The sequence below is a fragment of the Streptomyces sp. NPDC059499 genome, from assembly GCF_042749285.1.
Taxonomy (GTDB): domain Bacteria; phylum Actinomycetota; class Actinomycetes; order Streptomycetales; family Streptomycetaceae; genus Streptomyces.
Genome location: NZ_JBHYTT010000031.1, coordinates 1 through 8,006 on the forward strand (window position 1 = coordinate 1; position 8,006 = coordinate 8,006).

At 71.7% G+C, this 8,006-nt stretch carries 1 protein-coding gene; it reads right to left on the reverse strand.

Annotation, left to right across the window (positions count from 1 at the left end):
• A partial coding sequence (locus ACFW9O_RS36440) for a type I polyketide synthase (RefSeq protein WP_384615444.1) occupies positions 1–7,958 on the reverse strand: 7,958 nt, incomplete at its 3' end.
• Between the last annotated feature and the right edge of the window lie 48 nt (positions 7,959–8,006).

Genomic DNA, 8,006 nt, shown 5'->3' on the forward strand with positions numbered 1-8,006 from the left:
GACAGTTCTTCGACCAGACCCTCCGGAGCGACGCCCCCACGGCTGGTCAGGATCAGATGTGGCACGCCCCGGCCGGCCAGCCAGCGCGCCACCTCGACACCCAGCGCACCCGTACCGCCCGTGACCAGGACCGTCCCCGAGGGCTGCCATCCCTCGCCCGCGACAGTTGCCGGAACCGCACGTGCCAGCCTGCGTCCGTAGACCCCGGAGCCGCGGACAGCGACTTGGTCCTCGCCATTGTCGGCAGCGTCGGTGAGGACTGCGGCAAGTCGGCCGGACGCTCGTGCGTCGAGTTCTGCCGGGAGGTCGATCATGCCGCCCCAGCGCTGCGGGAACTCCAGGGCCGCGACCCGGCCCAGCCCCCACACCGCAGCCTGCACCGGATCAACCACCCGGTCCGAGGCACCCACAGCGACCGCACCCCGCGTCACCACCCACAACGGCGCGTCGACCCCGGCATCACCCAACGCCTGCAACAACACCGTCAGATTGGTGAGTTCATCCGCGACCACACCACCACCGGCAGCCAGGCCCTGCGAACAGGACTCGGCAACCAGCACCACACCACGCACATCCCCAGCCTCGGCAATCGCCTCGGCCAGAAGCACACGGTCCGACACCACGCCCACCGGCACGCCCACCACGGCGGCACCAGCACCGGCCAACACCCCGGCCACAGCCCCGTCCGCACCGTCCAAGACCAGCCAGGTGCCCAGAAGAGGTTCGACAGGCGCAGTCTCCAGAGGCCTCCACCTCACCCGGTAGCGCCAGGTGTCGATGACGGACCGCTGCAGTCGCTCCCGGCGCCACGACGCCAACGCCGGAACCACCGAACCCAACAACTGCGGGGCTTCCGACAACTGCAGCGTGCCCGCGAGCTCGTCGAGATCACCGCGCTCCACCGCGTCCCAGAACCGGGACTCGACCGGATCCACCCCACCAGCAGCACCCGCAACCGGCAACGACGGCGCATCCAGCCAGTACCGCTCATGCTGGAACGCATAAGTAGGAAGCGGGACTTGGCGGCCGGTGAGCACCGCAGACCAGTCCACGTCGACGCCAGCTGTCCATGCCTCGCCGAGGGAGGCCAGGACACGCCGCATCCCGCCCTCACCACGCCTCAGCGTGCCCAGCACCACGGCCTCGACACCAGCCGCGTCGACCGTCTCTTCGACACCTACCGTGAGTACGGGGTGCGCGCTGACCTCGATGAACGTGCGCATGCCCTGATCGAGGAGGACCCGGACCGCGGTCTCGAACTCGACCGTGGTGCGGAGGTTGTCGAACCAGTACCGAGCGGCCGTATCACCGCTGACGGGGCCTCCCGTCAGGGTGGAGATCATGGGAATTGCGCCGACAGCCGGGGACAGTCCGGCCAGGTCTGTCAGGATCCGCTCCTGGAGCTGGTCCATCCGCGGCGAGTGCGACGCGTAGTCCACCGGAATCCGGCGTGTGCGGATGCCCTGCTGTTCGCACTCGGCCATGAACGCGTCGAGGGCTTCGTCGTCGCCGGAGACGACGGTGGAGGACGGGCCGTTCACCGCAGCCACCGACACCCGGTCCGACGTCAGCTCCTCGACCGCATCCCGCCCGGCCGCCACGGACACCATGCCCCCGCCACCGGCCACAGCGACCAGTGCCTTCGACCGCAACGCCACCACGCGGGCCGCGTCATCCAACGACAGCCAGCCCGCCACACACGCAGCGGCGATCTCGCCCTGTGAATGACCCACCACGGCGGACGGCACCACACCGGCCGACCGCCACACCTCGGCCAGGGCGACCATCACCGCCCACAGCACCGGCTGGATCACATCCACCCGGTCCAGATCACCGTCCTGCAGAACGACATCGGTCAGCGACCAGTCCACGAACGGCGCCAGCGCCGTTTCGCACTCCATCAGCCGCTCACGGAACACCGGTGAGGTGTCCCACAGCTCCCTTGCCATGCCGACCCACTGCGAGCCCTGGCCCGGGAACACGAACACCACACCACCGGAGCCCGCAACAGACCCCACGGCTGTGGGCAGGGCGGCCAGGAGCTCCTCCCGGCTGTCGCCGACGACCACCGCACGGTGCTCCAGTGCCGCCCGTGTCGTGGCCAGGGACCAGCCCACGTCCACCGGATCCAGCCCAGCATCGCCCGCAACATGAGCCCCGAGCCGCTCCACCTGCGCCCGCAAAGCCCCCTCGGACTTCGCCGACAGCACCCACGCCGACACACCCGAAGCGGGAGCTGTCGGAGCCTGGGCGGGAGTTCCGGCCGGCGCCTGCTCCAGGATCACGTGCGCGTTCGTGCCGGACATTCCGAACGAGGACACCGCCGCTCGCCGCGGCCGGTCGGCCTCAGGCCACGGACGGGACTCCGTCAGCAGCTCCACCGCACCCGCCGACCAGTCGACCTCCGGCGACGGCTCGTCCACATGCAACGTCGCCGGCAGCACACCGTGCCGCAACGCCATCACCATCTTGATCACACCCGCGACACCCGCCGCGGACTGGGTGTGCCCGATGTTCGACTTGACCGAACCCAGCCACAACGGACCGGCCTCGTCGCGGTCCTGGCCGTACGTCGCCAGCAACGCCTGCGCCTCGATCGGATCCCCGAGACGGGTTCCGGTGCCGTGCGCCTCCACGGCATCGACGTCCGCGCCGGTCAACCGGGCATTCGCCAACGCCTGCCGGATCACCCGCTGCTGCGAGGGACCGTTCGGCGCCGTCAGACCATTCGACGCGCCGTCCTGGTTGATGGCACTGCCGCGCACCACCGCGAGCACTTGATGTCCGTTGCGCTCGGCGTCGGAGAGCCGCTCCAGCATCACCAGGCCGACGCCCTCGGACCACCCCGTTCCGTCGGCCGCCGCGGCAAATGCCTTGCACCGGCCGTCGCCCGCGAGCCCGTCCTGCCGGTCGAACTCGATGAACGCGCCCGGCGTGGCCATCACCGTCACACCACCGGCCAACGCCATGTCGCACTCACCGGTGTGCAGCGCCTGCGCCGCCAGGTGCAGCGCCACCAATGACGAGGAACACGCCGTGTCCACCGTCACCGCCGGGCCTTCCAGCCCGAACGTGTAGGAGAGACGGCCGGAGATGACGCTGCCCGCGGTACCCGTGATCAGGTGTCCTTCGGCACCCGGTATACCCGCCGCCCCGTATCCGGACGAGGCCGCACCGGCGAACACGCCCACGTTCCGGCCGCGGAGCGACCGCGGATTCATGCCCGCCGACTCGAACGTCTCCCAGGCCGCCTCCAGCAGCAGACGCTGCTGCGGATCCATCGCCAGTGCCTCACGCGGCGAGATCCCGAACAATGCGGGGTCGAAGTCGGCCACGCCGGGCATGAACCCGCCCAGTTCGACGATGCCGCTGGGCACGGCCGTCGGCCAGCCGCGGTCGAGGGGGAACGGCGAGATGCCGTCCGCCCCGTCGGCGACCAGCCGCCACAGCTCCTCCGGGGACGTCACGCCGCCGGGGTACCGGCAGGCCATGCCCACGATCGCGAGCGGCTCCTGGGGATCGACGTGCGTGGACGTCGTCGTCGTGGGGGAGTGGTCGGCCTCGCCGAGCACCTGCCCGATGAGGTACTGCACCAGCGCAAGCGGCATCGGGTAGTCGAACACAAGGGTGGCGGGGAGCCGCAGCCCGGTCCGTGCGACGAGGAGGTCGCGCAGCTCCACGGCGGTGAGCGAGGTGAACCCCAGGTCCTTGAAAGCCCGTCCGGGGTCGACCGCCTGCTGGTCGGGGTACTGCAGAACGGTCGCGACCGCGGTCCGGACCATGTCCAGGAGGATCCGCTGGTGCTCGCCGACGGGGAAGCCGGCGAGCAGGTCCCGGAGTTCGGAGCCGGAGCCCGAGCCGTTCCCGCGGACGGTGCCGGCGGTTGTCGCCTCGGCAGCCTCCGGGAGGTCGGACAGCAGCGGACTCGGCCGCACGAGCGTGAACGCCGCGGCGAACCTGGGCCAGTCCACATCCGCGACGGTCACGCAGGTGTGCTCCTGGTCGATCGCCTGCGCCAACGCGCGTACGGCCAGGTCAGGACTCATCGGTGACAGGCCCTGTCGGCGCAGCAACTGTTCGGCATCGCCCTGGGCGGCCATGCCCGCCTCGGCCCACGGCCCCCAGGCGATCGACGTGGCCGGCAGCCCCCGTTCACGGCGGCCCTGCGCCCACGCGTCCAGGAACGCGTTGCCGGACGCGTAGGCGCCCTGACCGCCGCCGCCCCAGGTCGCTGCGATCGACGAGAACACCACGAACCGGTCGAGCGGCAGGTCCCGGGTGAGCGCGTCGAGCAGGACCGTTCCCTCGACCTTGCTGCGCATCACCCGGGCCATCGCCTCCTGCCCGGTCCGCTCCAGCGCCTCGGGATCATCGATCCCGGCCGCGTGGATGACACCGCAGAGGGGCCACTGCTCGGGAACGCCGGCGATGGCCGCTGCGAGGGCGTCCCGGTCGGCGACATCACACGCGACGACGCTGACACGGGTGCCGAGCGCGGCCAGCTCATCCACCAGGCCTTCCGGCGCCACGCCGCGGCGGCTGGTCAGCACCAGATGCGGGGCGCCCCGCCCCGCCAGCCAGCGCGCCACCACCACGCCCAGCGCGCCGGTCCCGCCGGTGATCAGGACCGTGCCGCCGGGGCGCCAGTCGGGAGCGCTCCGGGATGCCGGAGTGGCGCGCACCAGCCGGCGTCCGTGGACGACCTGCCCACGCACCGCGACCTGGTCCTCGGAGCCGTCTGCCAGGACGCCCGCGAGCAGGGCGCCCGTCCGGGCGCTCCACTCGGCGGGCAGGTCGACCAGACCGCCCCACCGGTGCGGAAGTTCCAGGGCGGCGACGCGGCCCATTCCCCACACCGTCGCCTGCGAAGGGTCCGCCAACCGGTCCGACGCGTTGACGGAGACCGCGCCCCGGGTCAGCACCCACAGCGGCGCGGCGACGTCACGCAACGCCTGCACCGAGACCAGGACGTCCGTCCAGCCGTCGGCGATCAGTACAACTCCGGCGACATCCGGTAGGGAGGCGGCCTCGTCGGCCGGCGCATTGACCACCGTCGCGCCCGCGACACCCAGGGCCTCGACGACATCCTCGTCCGGGCGCCCGCACACCACCCAGGTGCCCGCAAGCGAGGCCGGGGCCGACCCGGCGAGCGGCTTCCACGCGATCCGATAGCGCCACGAGTCCACGGCTGCTTGCTCACGCCGCTGCCGCCGCCACGACGTCAGCGCCGGCAACGCGGCCTCAAGGCCCGCCAGTTCCCGCAGGTCCCCTCGCTCGACTGCGTCCCAGAACGCCGAGTCCGCGGCATCGGCGCCGGCCGGCCCGGCCCCGGGCTCGGGCCAGTACCGGTCCCGCTGGAACGCGTATGCGGGCAGGGCGACGACGCGCGCGCCCCAGCCCGCGAACACCCCGGCCCAGTCGACCTCGACGCCGACCGTCCACAGCCGTCCGACGGCGCCGATCGCGCAGGTGGTCTCGTCCCGGTCCTTACGCAGCATCGGTACGAGCACGGCCTCCGCGGCGGTCTCGCGCGCCAGTGCGGACAGGACACCGTCCGGGCCCAGCTCCAGACACCGCGTCACGCCCATGGCTTCGAGTGCCGCGACACCGTCGCCGAACCGCACGGTCCGCCGCACCTGCTCCAGCCAGTACTCCGGACGCTGCATCAGCCCGGGTTCCGCCACTTTGCCGGTCAGGTTGGAGACCACCGGGATCCGTGCCGGGTGGTACGTCAGCCCGGCCAGCACCCCGGCGAACTCGTCCAGCATCGGTTCCATCAGGGCGGAGTGGAACGCGTGCGACACCGACAGAACATTGAACCGCAGGCCACGAGCCGCGCATTGGGACGCGTACTGCTCGATCGCAGCCACGTCACCGGCGAGCACCACGGAGTGGGGGCCGTTGACGGCCGCGACCTCCAGGCCGGAGTCGGCGACGTCGGCTTCGGTGGCCTGGACGGCGAGCATGCCTCCGCCCTCGGGCAGCGTCTGCATCAGCCGGCCGCGCTCCGCGACCAGCACACAGGCGTCGTCCAGGGACAGGATGCCGGCCACGTGCGCGGCGGTGATCTCGCCCAGCGAGTGGCCCAGCAGGACGTCCGGGACCACACCCCAGGACTCGGCAAGCCGGAACAGCGCGACCTCGAGCGCGAACAGGCCCGCCTGCGCCCACATCGTCTGATCGAGACCGACACCGTCGGTCAGGACCTCGCGCAGCGGGCGCTCCAGCCGGACGTCGAGCCGGGCGCACACCGCGTCGAACGCTCCCGCGAACACCGGGAACGCGGCGTACAGTTCCAGCCCCATACCGGCGCGCTGCGAACCCTGGCCGGTGAACAGCATCGCCAGCCGGCCTGCGCTGACGACACCGGACGCCGTCTGCTCGGCGCCGGGGCCCGTGAGCACCGCGCGGTGCTCCAACGCGGCCCGTGTCGTCGCGGTCGACCAGCCCACATCCACCGGGTCGAGGCCGGGACGTTCGGCGGTGAACGTGCGCAGGACGCGGACCTGTTCCGGGAGCCCGGCCGCGGTCTTCGCCGAGACCAGCCACGGCACCGTTCCCGGCCGTACTACGCGAACCGGTTCCGCGTCCTCGACGCCATCGGGCGCCTGCTCCAGGATGACGTGCGCGTTGGTGCCGCTGATGCCGAACGAGGACACGGCGGCGCGGCGCGGGCGGTCCGCTTCGGGCCAGGGGCGTGCCTGGGTGAGCAGTTCCACCGCGCCCGCCGACCAGTCCACCTGGGGGGAGGGGGCGTCGACGTGGAGTGTTGCCGGCATCAGTCCGTGTCGCAGGGCCATGACCATTTTGATCACGCCTGCCGCGCCGGCGGCGGCCTGGGTGTGTCCGATGTTCGACTTGACGGAGCCGAGCCACAGCGGCTCGTCACCCTCACCACGGTCCTGACCGTAGGTGGCGAGCAGAGCCTGCGCCTCGATCGGGTCGCCGAGCCGGGTGCCGGTGCCGTGCGCCTCCACCACGTCGACGTCCGCGCTCGTCAGCCGGGCGTTGGCCAGCGCCTGCTCGATCACCCGCTGCTGGGAGGGGCCGTTCGGCGCGGTCAGACCGTTGCTCGCGCCGTCCTGGTTCACCGCGGTACCCCGCACCACGGCGAGGATGTGATGTCCGTTGCGCCGTGCGTCGGAGAGCCGTTCCACGACAAGTACGGCCGCGCCCTCTGCCCAGCCGGTGCCGTCCGCCGCGGCGGCGAAGGACTTGCACCGGCCGTCCGACGCCAGCCCGCCCTGCTGCGCGAAGTCGACGAAGACGCTGGGTGTGGACAGCACCGTCACGCCGCCGGCCACCGCCAGATCACACTCACGCGACCGGAGCGCCTGGGCGGCCAGGTGCAGGGCGACCAGCGAAGACGAACACGCCGTGTCCAGCGTCACCGCCGGACCCTCGAGCCCGAAGGTGTAGGCCACCCGACCCGACAGCACGCTTCCGGCGTTGCCGGTGCCCAGGAAGGCCCCCACACCCTCCGGCACCACACTCATGCTCGACGCGTAGTCGTGATACATCTGACCCGCGTACACGCCGGTCGACGAACCACGGAGCGACATCGGGTCCAGTCCTGCGGACTCGAAGGCCTCCCAGACGCCTTCCAGCAGCAGCCGCTGCTGCGGGTCCATGGCCAGCGCCTCACGCGGGCTGATCCCGAAGAGCCCCGCGTCGAAGTCTCCCGCACCGGCGACGAAACCACCCGTCCCGGAGACCCCGCCCCAGGTCACGTCCCAGCCGCGGTCGTCCGGGAAGTCCGTCACCCCGTCACCGCCGGCCGTGACCAGATCCCACAGCCCCTCCGGGGAAACCACACCGCCCGGCAGCCGGCAGGACATACCCACGATCGCGATCGGCTCGCGCTCCGCCGACTCGACGTTCCGGAGCCGCTGCTTGGTGCTGTGCAGATCGGCCGTGACCCGCTTGAGATAGTCCCGCAGTTTCAGCTCGTCGGACATCAGGGCCTCGCTGTCGCTGTGTGTCGTGGTCGGATCGGGAAGGGCCGG